24 protein-coding genes are annotated in these 20,165 nt (G+C 36.1%); 8 read left to right on the top strand and 16 right to left on the bottom strand.

Annotation, left to right across the window (positions count from 1 at the left end; genetic code table 11):
* Positions 1 to 55 precede the first annotated feature (55 nt).
* Positions 56 to 244, bottom strand: a complete 189-nt coding sequence (locus B5P42_RS24800; protein ID WP_002121995.1) for a hypothetical protein — start codon at positions 242 to 244, stop codon at positions 56 to 58.
* A gap of 205 nt (positions 245 to 449) precedes the next feature.
* Here B5P42_RS24800 and B5P42_RS24795 point away from each other — a divergent pair, with 205 nt between their 5' ends.
* The gene (locus B5P42_RS24795) at positions 450 to 1,076 is read left to right on the top strand and encodes a YktB family protein (RefSeq protein WP_002014864.1); all 627 of its coding nucleotides are present in this window, start codon (positions 450 to 452) and stop codon (positions 1,074 to 1,076) included.
* 80 nt (positions 1,077 to 1,156) lie between these two features.
* Here B5P42_RS24795 and B5P42_RS24790 read toward each other — a convergent pair whose 3' ends face one another.
* Positions 1,157 to 1,426: a UPF0223 family protein gene (locus B5P42_RS24790; protein ID WP_002014862.1), complete on the bottom strand. Its 270-nt coding sequence runs from the start codon at positions 1,424 to 1,426 to the stop codon at positions 1,157 to 1,159.
* Positions 1,427 to 1,809: 383 nt separating this feature from the next.
* On the opposite strand from B5P42_RS24790, the gene speA reads away from it, so the two are divergent.
* The gene (speA, locus tag B5P42_RS24785) at positions 1,810 to 3,282 is read left to right on the top strand and encodes an arginine decarboxylase (RefSeq protein WP_002128878.1); all 1,473 of its coding nucleotides are present in this window, start codon (positions 1,810 to 1,812) and stop codon (positions 3,280 to 3,282) included.
* 620 nt (positions 3,283 to 3,902) lie between these two features.
* Positions 3,903 to 4,733 (top strand): protein-glutamine gamma-glutamyltransferase, encoded by an 831-nt coding sequence (locus B5P42_RS24775; RefSeq protein WP_002066931.1) that lies wholly within the window; start codon positions 3,903 to 3,905, stop codon positions 4,731 to 4,733.
* Positions 4,734 to 4,770: 37 nt separating this feature from the next.
* On the opposite strand, the gene B5P42_RS24770 is transcribed toward B5P42_RS24775, so the two are convergent.
* From B5P42_RS24770 to B5P42_RS24755, 4 genes are all read right to left on the bottom strand, one after another.
* Positions 4,771 to 4,899, bottom strand: a complete 129-nt coding sequence (locus tag B5P42_RS24770) for a GapA-binding peptide SR1P (protein ID WP_002111497.1) — start codon at positions 4,897 to 4,899, stop codon at positions 4,771 to 4,773.
* Positions 4,900 to 4,943: 44 nt separating this feature from the next.
* A complete protein-coding gene (locus tag B5P42_RS24765; protein ID WP_002033839.1) occupies positions 4,944 to 5,072 on the bottom strand; it encodes a GapA-binding peptide SR1P in 129 nt (42 codons plus the stop codon).
* A 59-nt stretch (positions 5,073 to 5,131) separates the two neighbouring features.
* On the bottom strand, positions 5,132 to 5,260 hold the full coding sequence (locus tag B5P42_RS24760; protein WP_000536778.1) for a GapA-binding peptide SR1P: 129 nt from the start codon (positions 5,258 to 5,260) through the stop codon (positions 5,132 to 5,134).
* A 195-nt stretch (positions 5,261 to 5,455) separates the two neighbouring features.
* Positions 5,456 to 5,752, bottom strand: a complete 297-nt coding sequence (locus tag B5P42_RS24755) for a DUF3055 domain-containing protein (protein WP_000462037.1) — start codon at positions 5,750 to 5,752, stop codon at positions 5,456 to 5,458.
* Between the two features lie 134 nt (positions 5,753 to 5,886).
* Between B5P42_RS24755 and B5P42_RS24750 the strand changes: the two genes are divergently transcribed.
* The gene (locus B5P42_RS24750; RefSeq protein WP_002014853.1) at positions 5,887 to 6,279 is read left to right on the top strand and encodes a DUF1885 family protein; all 393 of its coding nucleotides are present in this window, start codon (positions 5,887 to 5,889) and stop codon (positions 6,277 to 6,279) included.
* A gap of 1 nt (position 6,280) precedes the next feature.
* Here the strand turns inward: B5P42_RS24750 and B5P42_RS24745 are convergent, their stop codons facing one another.
* The 5 genes from B5P42_RS24745 to pdhA form a co-directional block, all read right to left on the bottom strand.
* Positions 6,281 to 6,508, bottom strand: coding sequence for a hypothetical protein (locus B5P42_RS24745; RefSeq protein WP_002088334.1), 228 nt, complete (start codon positions 6,506 to 6,508; stop codon positions 6,281 to 6,283).
* Positions 6,509 to 6,720: 212 nt separating this feature from the next.
* Positions 6,721 to 8,133 (bottom strand): dihydrolipoyl dehydrogenase, encoded by a 1,413-nt coding sequence (gene lpdA / locus B5P42_RS24740; RefSeq protein ID WP_002014851.1) that lies wholly within the window; start codon positions 8,131 to 8,133, stop codon positions 6,721 to 6,723.
* A 5-nt stretch (positions 8,134 to 8,138) separates the two neighbouring features.
* Complete coding sequence (pdhC, locus tag B5P42_RS24735; RefSeq protein ID WP_002033838.1) at positions 8,139 to 9,431, bottom strand: pyruvate dehydrogenase complex dihydrolipoyllysine-residue acetyltransferase; 1,293 nt, start codon at positions 9,429 to 9,431, stop codon at positions 8,139 to 8,141.
* Positions 9,432 to 9,524: 93 nt separating this feature from the next.
* On the bottom strand, positions 9,525 to 10,502 hold the full coding sequence (gene pdhB / locus B5P42_RS24730; RefSeq protein WP_113735483.1) for a pyruvate dehydrogenase complex E1 component subunit beta: 978 nt from the start codon (positions 10,500 to 10,502) through the stop codon (positions 9,525 to 9,527).
* 3 nt (positions 10,503 to 10,505) lie between these two features.
* The gene (gene pdhA, locus B5P42_RS24725) at positions 10,506 to 11,621 is read right to left on the bottom strand and encodes a pyruvate dehydrogenase E1 component subunit alpha (protein WP_000536893.1); all 1,116 of its coding nucleotides are present in this window, start codon (positions 11,619 to 11,621) and stop codon (positions 10,506 to 10,508) included.
* 513 nt (positions 11,622 to 12,134) lie between these two features.
* Between pdhA and B5P42_RS24720 the strand changes: the two genes are divergently transcribed.
* Both B5P42_RS24720 and def read left to right on the top strand, forming a co-directional pair.
* The gene (locus B5P42_RS24720; RefSeq protein ID WP_002014847.1) at positions 12,135 to 12,284 is read left to right on the top strand and encodes a YjcZ family sporulation protein; all 150 of its coding nucleotides are present in this window, start codon (positions 12,135 to 12,137) and stop codon (positions 12,282 to 12,284) included.
* A gap of 167 nt (positions 12,285 to 12,451) precedes the next feature.
* Entirely contained in the window at positions 12,452 to 13,006 is a 555-nt protein-coding gene (def, locus tag B5P42_RS24715; RefSeq protein ID WP_002014846.1) for a peptide deformylase, read from the top strand.
* Between the two features lie 62 nt (positions 13,007 to 13,068).
* Here def and B5P42_RS24710 read toward each other — a convergent pair whose 3' ends face one another.
* On the bottom strand, positions 13,069 to 13,842 hold the full coding sequence (locus B5P42_RS24710; RefSeq protein WP_113735482.1) for a Cof-type HAD-IIB family hydrolase: 774 nt from the start codon (positions 13,840 to 13,842) through the stop codon (positions 13,069 to 13,071).
* A gap of 548 nt (positions 13,843 to 14,390) precedes the next feature.
* On the opposite strand from B5P42_RS24710, the gene B5P42_RS24700 reads away from it, so the two are divergent.
* Positions 14,391 to 14,603, top strand: coding sequence for a DNA-dependent RNA polymerase subunit epsilon (locus B5P42_RS24700; RefSeq protein WP_000576436.1), 213 nt, complete (start codon positions 14,391 to 14,393; stop codon positions 14,601 to 14,603).
* 4 nt (positions 14,604 to 14,607) lie between these two features.
* The gene (gene rnjA, locus B5P42_RS24695) at positions 14,608 to 16,275 is read left to right on the top strand and encodes a ribonuclease J1 (RefSeq protein ID WP_113735481.1); all 1,668 of its coding nucleotides are present in this window, start codon (positions 14,608 to 14,610) and stop codon (positions 16,273 to 16,275) included.
* Positions 16,276 to 16,313: 38 nt separating this feature from the next.
* On the opposite strand, the gene B5P42_RS24690 is transcribed toward rnjA, so the two are convergent.
* From B5P42_RS24690 to dapD, 4 genes are all read right to left on the bottom strand, one after another.
* Positions 16,314 to 16,979 (bottom strand): potassium channel family protein, encoded by a 666-nt coding sequence (locus B5P42_RS24690; RefSeq protein ID WP_000504033.1) that lies wholly within the window; start codon positions 16,977 to 16,979, stop codon positions 16,314 to 16,316.
* Between the two features lie 83 nt (positions 16,980 to 17,062).
* Positions 17,063 to 17,929 carry a hypothetical protein gene (locus B5P42_RS24685; protein ID WP_002014843.1) on the bottom strand — a complete coding sequence of 289 codons (867 nt, stop codon included), beginning with the start codon at positions 17,927 to 17,929 and terminating at the stop codon, positions 17,063 to 17,065.
* Positions 17,930 to 18,201: 272 nt separating this feature from the next.
* Complete coding sequence (locus B5P42_RS24680) at positions 18,202 to 19,332, bottom strand: N-acetyldiaminopimelate deacetylase (protein WP_002033831.1); 1,131 nt, start codon at positions 19,330 to 19,332, stop codon at positions 18,202 to 18,204.
* A 61-nt stretch (positions 19,333 to 19,393) separates the two neighbouring features.
* Positions 19,394 to 20,116, bottom strand: a complete 723-nt coding sequence (gene dapD / locus B5P42_RS24675) for a 2,3,4,5-tetrahydropyridine-2,6-dicarboxylate N-acetyltransferase (RefSeq protein WP_002014841.1) — start codon at positions 20,114 to 20,116, stop codon at positions 19,394 to 19,396.
* Positions 20,117 to 20,165 lie beyond the last annotated feature (49 nt).

The raw sequence follows: 20,165 nt of genomic DNA, 5'->3' as shown, positions 1-20,165 counted from the left end.
AAAACGAACCCTTTATAAGGTTCGCACCAACTAATTATTTATACATATACTATTATTACGCTTCTAAACGGATCATTTCAAGTCTTAACACTTCTAATTTTTGTACGCACTCTTCTTTTTTCTGTTTGTCGTTATCCATCATCGCATCATATAAAGTTGCTAATTCATAATCTAGCTCCAAACGTAGCACCGGAATTCTCTTTTCAGCATCTGTTCTCTTTAACGCATTAATCACCTGTCTCATTTTTTTGCCTCCTCCCAATATTCGTCTGCCCTCGGACTAGAATTGATTCAATTTTCTGATTTTTTGTTTTATACTATACTATGTTGGATAAATCATCTATGCAACAAAATTATATTTTTTTATTTAAATTTTTTTGTGATGTTTTTTTTATGAATAGTACAAGCTATGCTAAAATTAAAACAAAATAGGAGTTGGAGGAACAATCATGACACTACAAACATTCACATCAACTGATTTTGAAGTCTTTACTGTTGATGGTCTTGAAGAACGAATGAGCGCAATTAAAACGAATATTCATCCTAAGCTAGAAGCTTTAGGGGAACAATTTGCAGAATATTTATCACAACAAACTGATGAAAACTTTTTCTACCATGTAGCAAAACATGCACGCCGCAAAGTCAATCCACCAAACGATACTTGGGTTGCTTTTTCAACAAATAAACGTGGATATAAAATGTTACCACACTTTCAAATTGGTTTATGGGGTACTCACGCCTTCATATACTTTGGTTTAATCTATGAGTGTCCACAAAAAGTGGAGACGGCTCACGCCTTCTTAGAACATTTAAATGATTTAAAAACAAATATTCCAAATGACTTCGTTTGGTCCATTGACCATACTAAACCAGGTGTAAAACTACATAAAACGCTTGAAACGGAAGACTTACAAAAGATGATTGAACGTTTAGCTACTGTGAAAAAAGCAGAGTTATTAGTCGGTATTCATATATCACCAGAGGAGTTTTCAGCAATGACCAACGAACAATTCCTTGCTAAGATTGAATCTACGATGCAACCACTCCTTCCTTTATATGCACTTTGTAATCGATAGTAGAAAACGGACAATTTATATTGTCCGTTTTTAGTTGTTATCACATTATAGCACTTCGTATTTTAATTTTCAAAATATTTTTACATTTTTACAATCTTTTTTTCCGCTACTTCTTTTGCTCTTTGAATCGTACGATATATAGAATATCCACTTACTTCTTGAAATTCTTTATCAATTTTTTTCTCCGCTGCCTTCGATGGTACAATCTCTTTAAAACGACGATATAATTCCATCAAATCTTCTCTCAAAACTCCTTTTTCATATACCTTTTCAATCGCTTCATAAAACTTTACAACTGCTACCATTTCTTCATTTGACCAATTGTAATCAAGTGGATATTGATATTCCATTTTTGCACCTCATTCAGTATTCTTTCTTTTTCCATTATGCTACCTTTAAGACAACCTTTTATTCTTCACTATAGCCACTCTGCATTATACACCATTTATCCATTTCAATGGAATTGTCTTCCTCTTTGCAGTATTTAAAATATAACTATTAAACATACTCACCTTGAAAAGGCGATTTTTCTATACATCTATAATTATTGGTGATATAATGCTTTTGTTTTATAGAGAATAAAGTGAGACTACCATCCCCAAAAAGGCTTTTGCGAATGGCAGAAAAACAAGTCAAGTTCTAAAAGTTTGTCATCTTAATTTCCTTTTAGAATGAGATGAAATCATATAAAACAAACTCTAATAAATATTACGAAGAAGAAGGGGTGTATAGATTGTCCCAATACGAAACACCATTGTTTACCGCTTTAGTTGAGCACAGTAAGCGAAATCCAGTTCAATTCCATATTCCTGGTCATAAAAAAGGACAGGGCATGGATCCTACATTTCGCGAATTTATTGGGCATAATGCATTAGCAATTGATTTAATTAATATTGCGCCGCTCGATGATTTACATCATCCAAAAGGTATGATTAAAGAAGCACAGGATTTAGCAGCCGCTGCTTTCGGTGCAGATCATACGTTCTTTTCTATTCAAGGTACAAGTGGTGCAATTATGACAATGGTGATGAGCGTGTGCGGTCCTGGGGATAAAATCCTCGTGCCACGGAATGTGCATAAATCAGTAATGTCAGCTATTATTTTCTCAGGTGCAAAACCAATTTTCATGCATCCTGAGATTGATCCGAAGCTCGGTATTTCACATGGGATCACAATTCAATCTGTCAAAAAGGCTCTTGAAGAGCACTCAGATGCGAAAGGCTTACTTGTTATAAATCCAACATATTTTGGGTTTGCTGCAGATTTAGAGCAGATTGTAGAATTAGCTCATTCTTACGATATTCCTGTACTTGTTGATGAGGCTCACGGTGTTCATATCCATTTTCATGATGAACTACCAATATCAGCTATGCAAGCAGGTGCAGATATGGCAGCAACAAGTGTTCACAAATTAGGTGGGTCTTTAACCCAAAGCTCTATTCTTAATGTAAAAGAAGGTCTTGTGAACGTAAAGCATGTCCAATCCATTATTAGCATGCTTACGACTACATCAACTTCTTACATTTTGTTAGCATCCCTTGATGTTGCTAGAAAACGTCTTGCTACAGAAGGAACAGCTCTCATAGAACAAACAATACAATTAGCTGAGCATGTTCGTGATGCTATTAATGCTATTGAGCATCTTTATTGTCCCGGAAAAGAAATGCTAGGAACAGATGCTACTTTTAACTATGATCCTACAAAGATAATTGTATCTGTAAAAGATTTAGGTATTACAGGCCATCAGGCTGAAGTATGGCTTAGAGAACATTACAACATTGAAGTAGAACTTTCTGATTTATATAACATACTTTGTCTTATCACATTTGGAGATACAGAAAGTGAAACAGATACACTTATTACAGCATTACAAGATTTAGCAGCAACATATAGAAATAGAGCAGACAAAGGTGTTCAAGTACAAGTAGAAATACCAGAAATACCTGTGCTAGCACTTTCTCCTAGAGATGCTTTTTATTCAGAAACAGAAGTCATTCCATTTGAAAACGCAGCAGGTCGTATTATAGCTGATTTTGTTATGGTTTATCCGCCAGGGATTCCAATCTTTACTCCGGGGGAAATTATTACACAAGATAACTTAGAGTATATTCTTAAAAATTTAGAAGCTGGGTTACCTGTACAAGGTCCTGAAGATATGACATTACAAACATTACGTGTTATTAAAGAGTACAAGCCTATCAGTTGATAGGCTTTTCTTTCACCTTTTTTCTCTTTTTTTCATACGATACTAAAGAATTTGACATTCCCACCCTAATGGGGCAAGCTAACTAACCTCAGTGGGATTTTTGCTACCTAAGGCGAAGTCCATTTCTGGTATCGCTGACGTGCAAGATTGCGGTGTGCCATCACCACTCTCACAACAAATCGTATAGGTTCGTGAGCTACGGTACTATACCATACCGTACAGATTCGTGTTCAGGTGTTTTAGCGTCTTGTTCTTGACGACACATATCATTTTACCGATAGCTTGAATTCGGCTATCGAACTCCCTATGCTATCTTTTTTCAAAGAACACATTGGCGTTTTAAAGACTTGTACTTGTCTGTAGTTAAAGTCTACCAAAATATAAAGTGAAGGCTAATAATCAGTGGGGTTTTGTTCATCCCCACTGATTATTAGCCTTCACCAATCGGACGTTTACGGACAGCAGGGCTCCAGCCGAATTTTGAGGTGGAATTCTTACTGCCCGCAAATAGCGGGATAAATGTTTTTCTATGAAAAAGCGATACTTTCATCCTATGTCTAAAGTCCAATATAGGCTTTCCCGTATCGCGAAATCTGTAACGTATAGGTGGGGATACCATTATGATTGTGATAGGCCGTTCTATTGTACACCCTTATATCACAAATGAATATGAGCCATTTGCAGCTGAAAAACAACAGATTTTATCCATAATGGCGGGAAATCAAGAAGTTTATTCCTTCCGAACAGCCGATGAACTCAGCTTTGATCTTAATTTACGAGTTAATATTATTACTTCCGCGCTAGAACTTTTTCAAAGTGGATTTCAGTTTCGTACGTTTCAACAATCTTTTTGCAACCCTCAGTTTTGGGAAAGAACATCACTTGGCGGATTTCAACTACTCCCAAACATAGCCCCTTCCATTGCCATCCAAGATATTTTTAAAAACGGAAAACTATATGGAACTGAATGTGCCACCGCAATGATTATCATTTTTTACAAAGCATTACTATCATTATATGAGGAAAAAACTTTCAACCGTCTATTCGCAAACCTCTTACTTTATACATGGGACTACGATCGCGACTTAAAGCTCATAACAAAAACGAGTGGCGATATCGTTCCAGGTGACCTCGTTTACTTTAAAAATCCACAAGTTAATCCAGCTACGATTGAGTGGCAAGGAGAAAATACAATCTATCTAGGAAACTTCTTTTTTTACGGACATGGCGTAGGCGTAAAAACGAAAGAGGAAATTATTTATTCATTAAATGAACGAAGGATTCCTTATGCTTTTATTTCAGCTTATTTAACCGATTTTATTACTCGTATTGATAGCCGTATGATGAGTCAATATGCCCCTCCTAACACGCCACAAACATCAATAGGATTTATTCCTATTAGAGATGATGCAATTGTTGCAACAGTCGGGCATACAACTACAATCTATTAAAAAAACGCCTACATGTGTAGGCGTTTTTTCTTAATTATTAAGCTTTTGTATGTTCTGTATGGTCACATTCGCAATGAGATCCACATTTCCCATAAAGTACTGTTGATTTTTCATCTTCAAAATGTCCGATTGTTCCTTCACAAACTTGGCATACGATTGTTCCCATTTTCATTTCCCCCTGAGTTTAAAGAATAATCTACTTATATATGATTAAGCTTTCGCATTGTCTCTACTAGCACAGTCACAATTGGAACCACATTTCCCATAAAGTACTGTCGTTTTCTCATCTTCAAAATGTCCGATTGTTCCTTCACAAACTTGGCATACGATTGTTCCCATTTTTCATTTCCCCCTAAGTTTATGGTCCTAAAAACTTTTAGCTGTCAATTTCCTATCAATTATTGGGCTTTTGTATGTTCTGTGTGATCACATCCGCAAGATCCACATTTCCCGTAAAGTACCGTTACTTTCTCATCCTCGAAGTGTGCAATTGTACCTTCACAATCTTGACATACGATTGTTCCCATTTTTCATTTCCCCCTAAGTTTATAATCCCAAAAACTTTTGTAACCGCTTAACTTTCTGTCTTTATTTTAATATGTTATACTTTTTACGTCAATAGGTTTTTAGTATAACACATTAAATATTTTAAAATTAAATTAGTATGCGATATTAACACAAAAAAACAGCCATATCTCATACGTACGACTGTTTCTTGTTAATTATTCTTCATACTCCGCATGCAAAGAAGTAGACGGAACAAGAAATTTAAAAAACTGAGCTAACTCCTCCGCCTCCTCTTCCGATCCTAACTTAAAAGTTTCCTGTATATATGGAACATTTTCTACATCATCTCTCCCAAGCAAAGTAGATCTCCCTGTTTGCATACAAACAATAAGTGGCTTTCCAAAAAACATATTTGTATAAATAACTCCAAAATCATAACGTGTATCATGCGTCATAAATCCTAAAAATCGTACCTTCACACTTTCATGCTCATCATACAATTTTTCAAACATGAGTTTCCACCTTTCTAAATAACACTTCCTACTCATTAATATATTAAACAAAAAAAGTAATACTCCTTTTAATTGTCAAAAAATTCAGTAGGATGTAGAATGATATTATTCTACTAAGCTAAGGGGGAATTTGTATGCAACACGCCTTTATCACACTTGTACCTAAATCCAATCAACAATCTGTTTCAATAGAAGATGTTAAACACCTTTTTCATAACTATAAAACCGTTACTTCCAAGACTGGTGATCAAATTAATTATGCTTATACAAATACAGCTTTTCCTTATGAAATATTAGATACATCAGCAACAACATTAAAACTCCAATCGAGTCACGATCGATATGATTCTATTTATGTTGGGATTGGAATAGAAAAGGAACAATCTTTTATTCAGGTTTCTTTGCCTACTACAGCAACATTTGGTGATAAAGGAAAAGCAAATGAATTTAGCCGTTTTCTAGCGAAGAAATTAGAAGGAGAGTTACAACTATTTAATGGAAGAACAATGTATTTCTATAAACGTTAATTTAAAAAATAGAGAATATGATTAAAAAAAGTATGCAATTTGAACACGTAAGGAATAATGCCTGCTTTCTTACGTGTAATACAAAACATGCAATCACATATGCCAAATAAAGAAATACGAAAAAGAGAATTACTTTATAATGAAACTTATCACCATTCGATAATGTTAATACAATGGAAAAACCACTCCATAATAGAAAATGATAAAATATAACATGTAATATTCTCATGGAACCTTCTCCTTTGACATGCTCTATTTTATTAATATATGGGATTAAGTTTGAATCAATTACATATTATATAACGGCATATATGCTAACGGTTCATTTAAAGTATTATATATTCATTCGACAAGTACATATAAAGACCTTGCAAGTCATTTTATGAAAATAAAAATACCCCATCTCTTTAAATAAGAGATGGGGTATTTACATTACTTAAATTATTTTACAATGTGAATTGGCATTCCAAGAGCAACTTCAGCTGCTTCCATTGTGATTTCACCTAATGTTGGGTGAGCATGGATTGTTTGAGCGATATCTTCAGCTGTCATTCCAGCTTCGATAGCTAAACCAATCTCAGAGATAATATCAGAAGCACCTGCACCTGCAACTTGTGCACCTACAAGAAGACCATCTTCTTTACGCGTTACAAGTTGTAAGAAACCGTCAGTGCTGTTTAATGATAACGCACGACCGTTTGCAGCGAATGGGAACTTAGATACAGCTACTGTCATTCCTGCTTCTTCAGCTTGTTTCTTAGTGTAACCAACAGATGCTAATTCTGGATCAGTGAAGCATACTGCAGGAATTCCGATGTAATCGATTGCTGATGCATGGCCACTAATTACTTCAACAGCTACTTTACCTTCGTAAGAAGCTTTGTGAGCTAATGGTGGTCCAGGAACGATATCACCGATTGCATAGATGTTTGAAATATTTGTACGGCATTGCTCATCAATTTCGATAATGCCACGGTCAGTCATTTTAATTCCAACTTGCTCAAGACCGATTTCTTGAGTGTTTGGACGACGACCTACAGTTACTAATACGTAATCTGCTTCTACAGTTTGGATTTCACCGTTAACTTCAAAGCTAACTTTTACGCCAGTTTCTGTTTCTTCAACGCCTTTAGCCATAGCTTTTGTATGGATATTTACGTTACCTTTTTTCTGTAGAGCACGTTTAACAACAGAGCTCATAGCTTTTTCGAAACCAGCTAAGATTTCGTCGCCAGCTTCTACTACAGTAACTTCTGTACCGAAGTTAGCATATGCAGTACCTAATTCCATACCGATGTAACCGCCGCCGATTACAACAAGTTTTTTAGGAATTTCAGGTAAGCTTAAAGCGCCTGTAGAGTTGATAACACGTTTAGAGTATTTGAATCCTGGAATTTCGATTGGTGTAGAACCAGTTGCAAGAACAGCATTTTTAAACGTATAAGTTTGTGCTGCATCTTCAGTCATTACGCGTAATGTATTAGCATCTACGAAGTAAGCTTCACCGCGAATGATTTCAACTTTGTTACCTTTAAGAAGGCCTTCAACACCGCCAGTTAATTTCTTAACTACGCCGTTTTTCCATTCTTGAACTTTTGTAAAGTCAACTTTTACGTTCTCTGCAGTGATACCCATGTCATCAGAATGCATTGCATTCTCATAACGATGACCTGCATTGATTAACGCTTTTGAAGGAATACATCCAACGTTTAAGCATACGCCACCAAGGTTAGATTTTTCAATAATCGCTACCTTTTGACCTAATTGTGCTGCACGAATTGCCGCAACGTATCCACCAGGACCTGCACCAACAACGACTGTATCTAATTCAATTGGGAAATCTCCTACTACCATTGTTATTACGCCTCCATTACTAATAATTGTGGGTCATTCAATAGACGTTTAATTTGGTTTAATGCTTTTTGAGCAGTTGCGCCGTCAATTAAACGATGGTCAAAGCTTAGAGATAATGCTAATACTGGAGCTGCAACGATTTCACCGTTTTTCACAACTGGTTTCTCAGCGATACGGCCGATACCAAGGATTGCTACTTCTGGGTGATTGATAACTGGAGTGAACCATTGTCCACCTGCAGAACCAATGTTTGTAATTGTGCAAGAAGCACCTTTCATTTCAGTTGGAGCTAAACGACCATCACGTGCTTTACCAGCAAGTTCATTGATCTCGTTAGAAATAGTAAAGATAGATTTACGATCTGTATCTTTAACAACTGGTACTAATAGACCTTTGTCTGTATCAGCTGCGATACCGATGTTGAAGTAATGTTTATGAACGATTTCTTGAGAAGCATCGTCTAAAGCAGTATTCAACATTGGGAATTCACGTAATGCAGATGTTAAAGCTTTTACAACGTATGGAAGGTAAGTTAATTTAATACCTTTGTCAGCTGCAACAGCTTTGAACTTCTTACGGTGAGCAACAAGTTCTGTTACATCTACTTCATCCATTAATGTTACGTGAGGAGCTGTATGCTTAGAGTTAACCATTGCTTTCGCAATCGCTTTACGGATACCACTCATTTTCTCACGAGTTTCTGGATATTCACCAGCTGGGATTGGTTGTGCTTTTGGTGCTTCTTCTTTCGCTGCTGCTGCTGGAGTAGCTTCTACTGCTGCTGGAGCCTCAGTTGCTGCTACAGTTTGTCCACCATTTGCAAATGCATCGATGTCAGTTTTCACAACACGGCCGTTCTTACCAGAACCAGCTACTTTATGAATATCTACACCTTTTTCACGAGCATATTTACGAACAGATGGCATAGCGATTACTCGCTCATTTACTACTTCTGCAGTTGCTGCTGGAGTAGTTTCCGCTGCTGGAGCTTCTACTGCTGCTTCTTCAGCTTTTGGAGCTTCATCATGATCGTCACCTTTAAATTTAAGGTTTTCGTATCCAGGAGCATCAAATTTAATTAATGTATCTCCTACAATTGCAACTGTTCCTTCTTCTACAAGTACTTCAAGTACTTTACCTTTAACAGGAGAAGGGATTTCTACTACTGCTTTATCATTTTGTACTTCAAGAAGTACATCGTCTTCATTTACTTCATCGCCTGGTTTAATAAACCATTTTACGATTTCACCTTCGTGGATACCTTCACCGATATCTGGTAGTTTAAATTCAAATGCCACGGAATTCAGCCCCCTGATTCATTTCATTATTATGGAATATGTACAAAAGAAACCAGCATGTGCTGATTTCTTTTGCACATGAAAAACTAAAAATTAGAAGTTCATTACTTTGTTAACAGCTTCAACAATATCTTTATGGTTTGGTAACCATACGCTCTCAGCTTGAGAGAATGGGAATACTGTATCAGCAGCTGCAACACGTACAACTGGAGCTTCTAAGTTTAAGATTGCACGGTCGTTAATTTCCGCTACAACGTTAGCTGCAATACCAGCTTGTTTTTGAGCTTCTTGAACTACAACTACGCGGCTTGTTTTTTCAACAGAAGCGATGATTGTTTCGATATCTAATGGTTGAACTGTACGTAAGTCAACAACCTCTAAAGAGATACCTTCTTTTTCAAGTTCTTCAGCAGCTTTTAATGCAGCATGAACCATAGCACCATAAGCGATAACAGATACATCTGTACCTTCACGTTTGATGTCAGCTTTGCCTAAATCAATTGTGTAATCACCTTCTGGTACATCTTGACGGAATGAACGGTACAATTTCATATGCTCTAAGTAGATAACTGGATCGTTGTCACGAATCGCAGAGATTAAAAGACCTTTTGCATCGTATGGAGTAGATGGAATAACAACTTTTAGACCAGGTTGTTGTGCCACTAATCCTTCTAAGCTATCTGCATGTAGTTCAGGAGTATGAACACCACCACCGAATGGAGAACGAATTGTTACTGGAGCAGTCCAACGTCCACCAGAACGGTAACGCATACGAGCTAATTGACCAGAAACTGAATCCATTACTTCATAAATGAAACCGAAGAATTGGATTTCTGGAACTGGACGGAAGCCTTCAAGTGCAAGTCCAACTGCAAGTCCACCAATACCAGACTCTGCAAGTGGAGTATCCATTACACGATCTTCACCGAATTCAGCTTGTAAACCTTCAGTAGCACGGAATACTCCGCCGTTTACACCAACGTCTTCACCAAACACAAGTACGTTAGGATCATTTTTCATTTCAACGCGTAAAGCATCAGTGATTGCTTGAATCATTGTCATTTGAGCCATGGCTTACTTCGACTCCTTTTCTTTGTAAATTTCATATTGTTCAGCTAAGTTGTAAGGCATTTTTTCGTACATGATTTCCATTAAATCAGTAACTTTTTGTTTTGGAGCTTGGTCAGCCTTAGCAATTGCTTGTTTGATATCTTCTTTTGCTTCTTCGATAACTTTCTCTTCAACTTCTTGAGACCATAGGCCTTTGTTTTCTAAGAATGCACGGAAGCGTACGATTGGATCTTTTTGTTCCCATTCGTTTTCGATATCTTTTGTACGGTAACGAGTTGGGTCATCACCAGCCATTGTATGTGGACCATAACGGAATGTTAAAGTCTCGATTAAAGTAGGACCTTCGCCATTTACTGCGCGCTCACGAGCGAAAGCAGTTGCTGCGTATACAGCTAATGGATCCATACCGTCTACTTGAATTCCGTAAATACCTGCTGCTACTGCTTTTTGTGCTACAGTTTTAGCTGCAGATTGCTTTTCTACTGGAGTAGAGATTGCATAACGGTTGTTTTGTACAACGAAGATTGCTGGAGCTTTGAATGCACCCGCAAAGTTCATACCTTCGTAGAAGTCACCTTGTGAAGCACCACCGTCACCAGTGTAAGTAATTGCAACAGATTTTTTACCACGTAATTTCATACCTAACGCAACACCAGCAGTTTGGATGATTTGCGCACCGATAATGATTTGTGGAGCAAGTGCATTTACATTCTCAGGCATTTGGTTACCCATGAAATGTCCACGAGAGAATAAGAATGCTTGGTATAATGGTAGACCGTGCCACACTAATTGTGGAACGTCACGATATCCTGGTAAGATGAAATCTTCTGCTTCAAGTGCGAAATGACTTGCTAATTGAGAAGCCTCTTGTCCAGCAGTTGGTGCGTAGAAACCTAAACGTCCTTGACGGTTTAAAGAAATAGAACGTTGATCTAGTACGCGAGTATACACCATACGGCGCATTAATTCTTTTAATTGATCATCAGATAATTCAGGCATAGCTGCTTCATTCACAACTTCGCCTTTTTCATTTAAAATTTGTAATGTTTCAAATTGAGCTGCGATAGCTTTCATTTGCTCATCAACATTAAATAGGGTCTTTTTTGTTTTAGTACCCATTCCGTTCACCTCTTCCTCTCTTGAACCATATTCTGAAACGCTTTCACTATCTATTAGCTAGACTGAAAGCGCAACAATGTAAACCAACAAATTTGTTTGTCGGTTGAGAATAATTTTGTGTACCTAACAATCTGTACTAATGTTTTTTCAAAAACATATTAATACAATCTTGATCACGTTTTTTAGTTTACAACTATTCTAATTACGATGTCAATTACTTTGAATACGTTTTTTTATAAATAATATGCCGGTTTCCTCTACACAAACGTGTTTTTATTTTTCACATCTGTATTAGTAAGCAATAACCTGCTGTTATATTATTCCCTTTTTAACTTATTTTTTCTCTTAGAATAATATGTAAACGATTTAATTCTCCTTAGTTTTTCTCTCTTCTCAAGAAAATTATACAAACACTTCTTCCTTTTATAGGTAAATACCTATACATTTCTGATCATTCCTCCATACATTATAGTAACCGCAGTATTAGCGGGAAATGATAAAGGAGGTCATCTCATGTACGGATACTCATATTGCTATCCAACAACTTGTTCATATCCTTCCTACGGTTATGGCGGTTCTTGTGGCGGATCTGGAAGCGGCTTCGCCTTAATCGTTGTGTTGTTTATCCTTTTAATTATCGTTGGTGCTGCTTGCATTCGCTAATTAATGTAAAATGAAACAACTATGGAAAGAAACAGACGGCTTTGCCGTCTTTTCTTTTTATTGCATAACTTATCTGTAGAAGATTTGTTTCCAAGTAGCTCTTCCTTACTTGCCGATGACTTTTTTTATCTCCTTTGGTAGACTAAAGGAGAAAGGAGAGATTACATATGCTTACAATGAATGAGGTAATTCGTGAAGGAAATCCTATTTTGCGCGACGTCGCAGAAGAGGTCTCCTTACCTGCTAGCGAGGAAGATACAAATACTCTTAAAGAAATGATTGAATTTGTAATAAATAGCCAGGACCCTGAAATGGCTGAAAAATATAATTTACGCCCCGGAATCGGATTAGCAGCTCCGCAAATCGGTATTTCAAAGAAAATGATTGCGGTTCATGTAACTGATACGAACGATACGTTATATAGCTACGCATTATTTAACCCAAAAATCATTAGTCATTCTGTTGAACGTACATATTTACAAAATGGTGAAGGCTGTCTATCTGTAGACCGTGAAGTACCTGGTTATGTCCCTCGTTACACGAGAATTACAGTAAAGGCAACAACGATTAACGGTGAAGACGTAAAACTGCGATTAAAAGGTTTACCAGCAATTGTATTCCAACATGAAATCGACCATTTAAACGGTGTTATGTTCTATGACCATATTAATAAAGACAATCCATTTGTGGCTCCCGATGATTCAAAACCTCTCGAGCGATAATAGTAAAAAGGCGGAAGTTAATCTTCCGCCTTTTTATTATATGAAATGGGTTCCACACTTATTTATAACAAGCCAGCCCACTTTAATCCGTGATAAATACCGTCTTCATTAACATCTTTTGTCACATAATTAGCAAGTTTTTTCAAATCCTCATGACCATTCCCCATCACAATGCCAGTTCCTACTGCTTCAATCATTTCTAAATCATTTAATCCGTCCCCAAATGCATATACTTGTTCACGATTAAATCCTATCTTCTCAATAAACTTCTCAATCCCTTTTGCCTTAGAACCACCATTAGGGATAATATCCATTGAGTATGCATGCCAGCGTATAAAATGAAAATCTGGATAATGATGAATAAACTTTTCTTCTTCGTTTACTTCACAAAAAAGAAGCGTTTGATAAATATCGCGTTTCTCATAAAAATCAGGTTCATATGCCGGATGCTCGAATTGCAAGCTTCCAAAACCTTCTTTTACATAATCATGATATTCCACTGACGCTCTCATTTCTTGATGGTCAAGATATACAAGTGGATATCCTTCTTGTTTTGCAAACTGAGTAAACTTATGTAGAGCATCAGGATGTAATGGATTATTAAATAATACCTCATCCTCAAATACAACATACTGCCCGTTAAAACTAACATAATTATGTATATTGAGTTCCTCACGAATATCTTCAAACATAAATGGCGCACGCCCTGTCGCAATCGCCACATGCACACTTTTTTCTTGTAAATCTCTTACTGCATCTCTTGTAGATTGCGGAATTTTCTTATCATGATCTAATAATGTTCCATCAATATCAAAAAAGACAATTTTATCATTCATTTGTCAAAATCCTTTCTGGCACTCTATATTCCTATTTTGATTATCACTTTTCAAATTTCAAAAAAAAGTATAACATATTAAACATCTGTGAAGAAAGCGTTCACTTTCTGACCTTATTTATGAAATGTGCATATACTATTAGTGAAAAAATGTGGATACTTGTTCGGATGAATTTTCTTTTCTATTCTTCCTCATACTATATCTATAACTAACGGCTACTAATCGTTACTACAAGATAACTTACACTATACTAAAAAGAACAAGATTCACTATTCACTTCTAATCTTCTTTCTTGTATGGGAGACAGAGTTATCATTAGTAATATGCATGTTTTAAATAAGGAAAGGAAGGAGTAATCATGCTGAAGAAGCTGAAGAAAAAGCTCAAGCGTTATTTAAACGATTTAGTCCGTAAGAAGACAATCGCTTAAATTGTGCCCATTTCGGGCTTTTTCTTCATTCTCATTCGAAAAAACATGAAAATCGTGACTGTTTGCTTTATAATAAGTAACAGATAATGCAAAACATAGACAAGGAGAGGTTTTCCCAATGATTTTTAAAGTATTTTATCAAGAAAAATTAACTGAGGTCCCAGTACGTGAAAATACAAAAGTTTTATATTTAGAGGCTACGTCTCAAAAGGATGTTCGTAAAAAATTAAATAAGTTCGCATATAATATCGAGTTCGTTCAGTCTGTTACTGGTGCTCATCTTGAATATGAAAAACAAAACGCTGATTTAATATTAGCGGAGATCGTATAGTCATATGAAATTCCTAAAAAATGATCAAGCTGCCGTTTTTGCCCTCGGTGGTCTTGGTGAAATCGGTAAAAATACATATGCTGTTCAATTTCAAGATGAAATTATTATAATTGATGCTGGAATTAAATTTCCAGAAGACGAACTCCTCGGGATCGATTATGTAATACCAGATTACACTTATTTTGTGCGAAACGAAGATAAAATTAAAGGGTTATTCATTACACATGGTCACGAAGATCATATCGGTGGAATTCCTTATCTATTACGTCAAGTAAACATTCCAATTTACGGCGGAAAATTAGCAATTGCCCTAATAAAAAACAAATTAGAAGAGCACGGATTACTTCGTAAAGCAAAACTTTATGAAATTCAAGAAGATGATGTTATTAAATTTAAAAAGACATCTGTTTCCTTCTTCCGTACAACTCACAGTATTCCGGATTCATACGGAGTTGTTGTGAAAACACCTCAAGGACAAGTCGTTCATACAGGTGATTTCAAATTTGATTTCACACCAGTAGGTGAGCCAGCAGATTTAACAAAAATGGCCGAAATCGGAAAAGACGGTGTACTTTGTCTCTTATCTGATAGTACAAACAGTGAAGTGCCAAACTTTACGATGTCTGAGCGCCGCGTTGGTGATAGTATTCAAGATATATTCCGCAAAGTAGACGGTCGTATTATATTCGCAACCTTTGCATCGAATATCCATCGCTTACAACAAGTTGTTGAGGCTGCTGTTGAAAACAATCGTAAAGTAGCTATATTCGGTCGAAGTATGGAAGCGGCTATTGAAATCGGACAAAACCTTGGTTATATCCGGTGTCCAAAGGATACATTCATAGACACATCTCAACTAAACCGCCTACCAGCTAATAAAGTTGTTATGTTATGTACAGGTAGTCAAGGGGAACCGATGGCAGCACTTTCACGTATTGCCAATGGTACACATCGTCAAATTCAAATTATCCCTGGCGATACAGTTGTTTTCTCTTCTTCACCAATCCCAGGCAATACAATTAGTGTAAGTCGTACAATTAACATGTTGTACCGCGCTGGTGCTGATGTAATCCATGGTAAACTCTCAAATATTCATACGAGTGGACACGGTGGACAAGAAGAACAAAAGTTAATGCTACGTCTTATTAAGCCGAAATATTTCATGCCAATTCATGGTGAATATCGTATGCAACGTATGCATATGAAATTAGCGAATGATTGTGGTATTCCAGAAGAAAATTGTTTCATTATGGATAATGGAGATGTTCTTGCTTTACGTTCTGATGAAGCAAGCGTAGCTGGGAAAATCCCATCTGGCTCTGTCTATATCGATGGAAATGGTATTGGAGATATCGGTAATATCGTATTACGTGATCGTCGCATTCTTTCTGAAGAAGGACTTGTTATTGTAGTTGTAAGCATTGATATGAAAGAATTTAAAGTTGCAGCAGGACCTGATATCATCTCGCGTGGTTTCGTTTATATGCGTGAAAGCAGCGATTTAATCAACGATGCTCAAACATTAATTACAACACATTTAGAAAAAGTAATGGAGCGAAAAACAACACAATGGTCTGAAATTAAAAATGAGATTACAGACACATTAGCACCATTCCTATACGAAAAAACGAAACGTCGTCCAATGATTTTACCAATCATTATGGAAATATAAGAAAAAGGACAATGCCTCCTCGGCATTGTCCTTTTCTCTTATCTTAAAAAATGCTTAAAACGATCTACTTCATCGTCATGACCAATTACAATTAATATATCTCCCGCCTGAACGTTTTCTGTAGCTCGAGGAGATACGATAACTTCTTTTCCACGTTTAATTGCTACAATGTTCAAACCAAACTTCGCACGAATATCTAATTCAATTAAAGAGTGCCCATCAATTTTTTTATTTGCGATAATCTCTACAATACTATGCTCATCTGAAAGCTCTAGGTAATCTAACACATTACTTGATGCGATATTATTAGCAATCCTTTTTCCCATATCTCGTTCTGGATGCACAATATGATCTGCCCCTATTTTACTTAACACTTTTTCATGATAGTCATTTTGAGCTTTTACAGTAATATTTTTCACACCTAATTCTTTCAAAATTAACGTTGTTAAAATACTTGAATTCAAATTATCTCCAATAGCAACGACTACATGATCAAAATTACGAATACCAAGACTTTTTAATACCATCTCATCTGTTGAATCTGCAATTACAGCATGCGAAGCTATATTTGCAAACTCATTAATTTTATCCTCATCTGAGTCAATTGCCATTACTTCCATACCTAATTGAGCTAATTCACGGCAAATACTTCCACCAAAACGGCCAAGCCCAATAACAGCAAATTCTTTCTCTTTTTCGCCCACAGGAATTCCTCCAATAACATCAAATACTATGTACTTTTATTGTAACATACTTTAAATTCGCTACAAAAACCTGTATATACTTCTTATTTTTGTTTTTGCATATAAAAATACTGTTGTAAATAAAACGCGATACCGAAAATTAACATACCAAATACAAATATATTTCCAAATGAACTAAATGTTTCAAAAACGAACAATAGCGTTTCTTGTCCGAAAAAAGCAAATAAAAGTTGTGTAAATGCGAATAACAGTGCCAATATGTAATGATGTTGATGGAATAAATAATGTGTTGCGCCTAAAAAAGCTACAAGCGAAACAATGAAGATCCACCAAGTTTCTAAAAACAATTGCCAATTAGTAAATTGATATCCATTTACTAATATCGCAATAATTCCTATAACTGCCATCGTCGGCACACTCCATAATAATGCACGCCCTCTAAAGAAGTGCGCACCTTTTGCATCTCCTTTTTCATTTGCGATGTATGTTAGCACGACAGTACTTATATACAAAACAGAGAGGATTGTTAAAACAATGATAAGCCAAAAATGTAATTGATAATATTCATGTTCTATATTCGTCACAATTGCAGCTAACATACATGGAATAAACATCCCTGTCCAACCATCTATTTTTCTTTCGTTCCAAAACACCGTATTACCAATCCGAATTCCTAATAGCATAAAAATAATGATACCTAGTACAAATAACGTAGTCTTATTCCCTACTAAACTCGTCGAGAAAGCAATTAATCCAATAAATAAAAAAAGAACAAATCCATTCATAATTTCTAGTACAGGTGACAAATATCTTTTCACCCATTTGTATGTTTCTTCATATTCACTATTATTTGCTAAACGATAGGCGTAAAAACTTATCCCAAAATAAACCGCCGCAATAATAACATATGCATATAAGACGAAACATAAAATCGCACTGCTAATTTGCACGTAATTCCCCACCCTTTTTCTATGTATCACATTGATTTTACACACTTTTCATACTAAAAGTAAACATATATAGGGTAGTTAAATAATTATCTTCCCTATTAGCAATAATTAATAATGAGCAGTGGCTAAAAACCCCCTGCTCATTATTAAGACGTCAAATTTAACTTTACTCATTTGTATGAAGATGTCTAACACTAACGAATACGAAAGATGTTTTCGTCTCTGAACTAAGAAGTCCCCACTCTAAACTATTGCACAATTAGCGAGTAAGTTCACTTTCTATTTCCCTTCCACTTCACATATTGATTTAAAAATACAATTGCTTTCTCAATAACCTCTTCGTCTGGTTTTAATTTCGCATGATGTAAACCATATTCTGAATTTACTCCAAGCCAAAACATAAATCCAGGTATCTCTCGAAGCATATAACCAAAGTCTTCACCTGTCATTGCCTCCGTACACGTAATTACGTCCATAGTCGTTTGTTCACGTGTAAATTGCATAAACTCTCTCGTTAGCTCCTCATGGTTATACACTTGATGATACATCGCTCCGTAGTCAATAACAGCTTCACATTGAAAAGAAGCTTCTATTCCCGCAACAATTGCCTCAATTCGGCTTTTAACACGTTTCATTGATTCCACTGATAGCGTTCGAATTGTTCCTTCTAAACGAGACTTTTCTGCGATAATGTTTTGAACTGTACCACCTGTAATTTTCCCAATTGTAATTACCGCACTGTCAAGAGGGTTCACATTACGACTAATAACTGATTGAAGTTGTGTAACGAGATGACTCGCTGCAACAATCATATCATTTGCTGTATGCGGATATGCAGCATGTCCACCTTTTCCTTTTAAATCAACGTATAGCTCTGATGTATTCGCAAATAATAAACCTTCTTTTGTCGCAATTGTTCCCACAGAGTATTCAGGCGCAATATGAAGTCCAAGAATCATATTAGGCTTCCATTCTTTTAACTCATCGCTTTCTAACATAGGAAGTGCACCACCTGGACCTTCTTCAGCCGGTTGGAATATAAACACAAGATCATCATCTATTCTTTCGCTTACAGCCGCTGTTAGAAGTCCTAAACCGATTGTTGCATGCAAATCATGTCCACATGCATGCATCATTCCTTCATGGACAGAAGAGAATTCATATCCAGTTTCCTCTGTAATTGGTAGACCGTCTATATCTGCACGATAACCTATTATTTTTTCTGGATTTTTTCCATTTACTTTAACAATTACACCTGTTTTCCATGTTTTCACTTCCAAATATTCATTAGGAAGCGTTCCTATATAATCTAAAATATACTGTTGTGTTTTCCACTCTTTAAATCCGATCTCCGGAATTTTATGTAAATCTCTACGAACTTGGACAAATTTGCTTACTGTCATTTTTGCACCTCTATCTATAAAAAGCGTAAGAGCACATTCATGCTCTTACGCTTTTTATTTTTTATTTCTCTGGGTTTAATTGACGAAGCTCTTGTTTAATTTCAGTTTTTGCTTTTGTCTTCTCATCAATTTCTTTAATTACACGTGCCGGAGTTCCCGCAACAACTGTATATGGAGGCACATCTTCTGTTACAACAGCTCCTGCTGCTACAACTGCACCTTTACCTACTGTAACGCCTTCTAGAACAACTACATTTGCACCAATTACAACATCATCTTCAACGATAACTGGTTTTGCAGAAGGTGGCTCAATAACACCAGCAAGTACAGCACCTGCACCTACGTGACAGTTCTTACCAACTGTTGCACGTCCACCAAGCACTGCATTCATGTCGATCATAGTACCTTCACCAATTACAGCACCGATGTTAATTGTTGCATTCATCATGATAACAGCGTTGTCACCAATTTCTACATGGTCACGAATAATCGCGCCTGGCTCAATACGAGCTTTAATACCTTTTAAATCAAGCATTGGAATTGCAGAATTACGACGGTCATTCTCAACTACATAGTCAACAATGTGCTTGTTATTTTCATCAAGAATTGTCTTAATTTCAGACCATTCTCCGAATAATACACCAGATTTTTTATTTACAAATGCTTGTACTGTTTCAGGGAATGTTACCTCTTTTAAATCCCCTTTTATGTATACCTTTACAGGAGTTTTCTTTTCACTGTTTTGAATAAACGAAATAATTTCGTTAGCGTCCATCATTTTCATTCTTGTTGCCTCCTAAATCCATTTATAATGTTACTCTACCAAACGATAG

Source organism: Bacillus sp. SRB_331 (assembly GCF_003264175.1).
GTDB lineage: Bacteria > Bacillota > Bacilli > Bacillales > Bacillaceae_G > Bacillus_A > Bacillus_A mycoides.
Note: the sequence above shows the minus strand (reverse complement) of the source record. Positions and strands in the feature narration are given on the sequence as shown.

Bases quoted from the DNA above. Each gene is read 5' to 3' on its own strand.
- B5P42_RS24765 (WP_002033839.1), bottom strand. From the start codon at position 5,072: ATGGGAACAATCGTATGCCAAGTTTGTGAAGGAACAATCGGACATTTT.
- lpdA (WP_002014851.1), bottom strand. From the start codon at position 8,133: ATGGTAGTAGGAGATTTCCCAATTGAATTAGATACAGTCGTTGTTGGT.
- def (WP_002014846.1), top strand. From the start codon at position 12,452: ATGCTTACAATGAATGAGGTAATTCGTGAAGGAAATCCTATTTTGCGC.
- rnjA (WP_113735481.1), top strand. From the start codon at position 14,608: ATGAAATTCCTAAAAAATGATCAAGCTGCCGTTTTTGCCCTCGGTGGT.
- B5P42_RS24790 (WP_002014862.1), bottom strand. From the start codon at position 1,426: ATGGAATATCAATATCCACTTGATTACAATTGGTCAAATGAAGAAATG.
- B5P42_RS24745 (WP_002088334.1), bottom strand. From the start codon at position 6,508: ATGAGAATATTACATGTTATATTTTATCATTTTCTATTATGGAGTGGT.
- dapD (WP_002014841.1), bottom strand. From the start codon at position 20,116: ATGAAAATGATGGACGCTAACGAAATTATTTCGTTTATTCAAAACAGT.
- B5P42_RS24800 (WP_002121995.1), bottom strand. From the start codon at position 244: ATGAGACAGGTGATTAATGCGTTAAAGAGAACAGATGCTGAAAAGAGA.
- B5P42_RS24750 (WP_002014853.1), top strand. From the start codon at position 5,887: ATGCAACACGCCTTTATCACACTTGTACCTAAATCCAATCAACAATCT.
- B5P42_RS24755 (WP_000462037.1), bottom strand. From the start codon at position 5,752: ATGTTTGAAAAATTGTATGATGAGCATGAAAGTGTGAAGGTACGATTT.
- B5P42_RS24720 (WP_002014847.1), top strand. From the start codon at position 12,135: ATGTACGGATACTCATATTGCTATCCAACAACTTGTTCATATCCTTCC.
- B5P42_RS24775 (WP_002066931.1), top strand. From the start codon at position 3,903: ATGATTGTGATAGGCCGTTCTATTGTACACCCTTATATCACAAATGAA.
- B5P42_RS24795 (WP_002014864.1), top strand. From the start codon at position 450: ATGACACTACAAACATTCACATCAACTGATTTTGAAGTCTTTACTGTT.
- B5P42_RS24770 (WP_002111497.1), bottom strand. From the start codon at position 4,899: ATGGGAACAATCGTATGCCAAGTTTGTGAAGGAACAATCGGACATTTT.
- pdhA (WP_000536893.1), bottom strand. From the start codon at position 11,621: ATGGGTACTAAAACAAAAAAGACCCTATTTAATGTTGATGAGCAAATG.
- B5P42_RS24680 (WP_002033831.1), bottom strand. From the start codon at position 19,332: ATGACAGTAAGCAAATTTGTCCAAGTTCGTAGAGATTTACATAAAATT.
- B5P42_RS24710 (WP_113735482.1), bottom strand. From the start codon at position 13,842: ATGAATGATAAAATTGTCTTTTTTGATATTGATGGAACATTATTAGAT.
- B5P42_RS24760 (WP_000536778.1), bottom strand. From the start codon at position 5,260: ATGGGAACAATCGTATGTCAAGATTGTGAAGGTACAATTGCACACTTC.
- pdhB (WP_113735483.1), bottom strand. From the start codon at position 10,502: ATGGCTCAAATGACAATGATTCAAGCAATCACTGATGCTTTACGCGTT.
- B5P42_RS24700 (WP_000576436.1), top strand. From the start codon at position 14,391: ATGATTTTTAAAGTATTTTATCAAGAAAAATTAACTGAGGTCCCAGTA.